Raw genomic sequence first — 1,614 nt, 5'->3', positions numbered from 1 at the left:
CAATGCCCACTTCACGCTGAGTGACAATGGATTTGCCATGTTGATGAATAAATTCAATCGGGTCTTCAATACTGATTATGTGCCCGCAGGCATGCTCATTCCGATGCCCGATCATCGCCGCAAGAGAAGTAGATTTGCCGACACCGGTCGCCCCGACAAAAAGCACCAGACCACGCCGGGCCAGCGCAAGGTCTTTGATCGTCTTCGGCAACTTGAGCTGGGCCAGCGTCGGAATCTCAGTCTCAATCCTTCTCAATACCATGCCAGCCAGATTTCGCTGATAGAAGGCACTGATACGAAAACGACCGATTGTGGACGCTGAAATCGCAAAGTTGCATTCATGCTCCCGATTAAATTCAGCTTTCTGATCCTCATCCATAACACCGTACACCATATCCCGTGTCATGGTGGCTGTAAGAGGCTCCTTGCTGACAGGAACGATCCTGCCATTGAGTTTAAAACTGGGGGGAAAGCCAGCCGTGATAAACAGGTCAGAGGCCTTCTTTTCGGCCATCACTTTGAGTAAGCGGTTAATATCCATAGTCAGAAGTTTTCCGGGTCCCGGGCTTTTTCCTGGGCCACATCTCTGGCAATCTGGCCTTTTCTCACCAGCTCATGGAGGCACTGATCCAGTGTCTGCATGCCAAGGGAACCGCCGGTCTGGATAGCAGAGTACATCTGGGCAATCTTGTCTTCGCGGATCAGGTTACGGATAGCGGAAGTACCGATCATGATCTCGTGGGCTGCCACACGTCCGCCACCGTTTTTCTTGAGCAGAGTCTGGGAGATAACCGCCTGCAGTGATTCTGAAAGCATCGAGCGCACCATGGCTTTTTCTGCTCCCGGAAATACGTCCACCACACGGTCAATGGTCTTGGCTGCGGAGGTGGTGTGCAGGGTTCCGAAAACCAGGTGTCCGGTTTCTGCAGCAGTCAGGGCAAGACGAATGGTTTCAAGGTCACGCAGCTCCCCCACCAGAATAATATCGGGGTCTTCACGCAGTGCTGAGCGCAGTGCGTCGCTGAAACTGTGAGTATCCCTGTGAACTTCCCGCTGATTTACCAGACATTTTTTCGACGTGTGGACAAATTCAATGGGATCTTCGATGGTCAGTATATGCTCATACTTATTGTCATTGATAAAATCCATCATGGCCGCCAGACTGGTACTTTTACCGGAACCTGTAGGACCGGTCACCAACACCAGACCCCGGGGCTTCAGGGCAATATCCTTGAACACCTGACCCATGCCCAGATCTTCCAGGGAGAGCACTTTGCTGGGGATAGTTCGAAATACGGCACCGGCTCCGCGGCTCTGGTTAAAGGCGTTGACACGAAAACGGGCGACCCCGGGAACTTCAAAGGAGAAGTCCGTTTCCAGCTTATCTTCGTAGTCTTTTCGCTGTTTGTCGTTCATGACGTCATAGATCAGGCTGTGAACTTGCTTGTGATCCATAGGAGGCAGGTTAATCCGGCGAATATCTCCGTCTATACGAATCATAGGCGGAAGGCCAGCTGAGATGTGAAGATCCGAAGCGCCTTGCTTATAACTGAAAGCCAGCAGTTCGGTTATGTCCATGAATTTCCCCCTGAAACCCGGACGCAGGTAAAATAG

At 51.7% G+C, this 1,614-nt stretch carries 2 protein-coding genes; both read right to left on the bottom strand.

The features are described 5' to 3' along the window. Positions 1 to 541 (bottom strand): ATPase, T2SS/T4P/T4SS family (locus KDK18_RS11625; protein ID WP_257255070.1); only part of this gene is annotated, 541 nt, incomplete at its 3' end. A 2-nt stretch (positions 542 to 543) separates the two neighbouring features. Then, entirely contained in the window at positions 544 to 1,578 is a 1,035-nt protein-coding gene (locus KDK18_RS11620) for a type IV pilus twitching motility protein PilT (RefSeq protein ID WP_257255071.1), read from the bottom strand. Positions 1,579 to 1,614: the final 36 nt, after the last annotated feature.

Source organism: Endozoicomonas sp. SESOKO3 (assembly GCF_024606255.1).
This window is presented reverse-complemented; position numbering and strand designations above follow the sequence as displayed.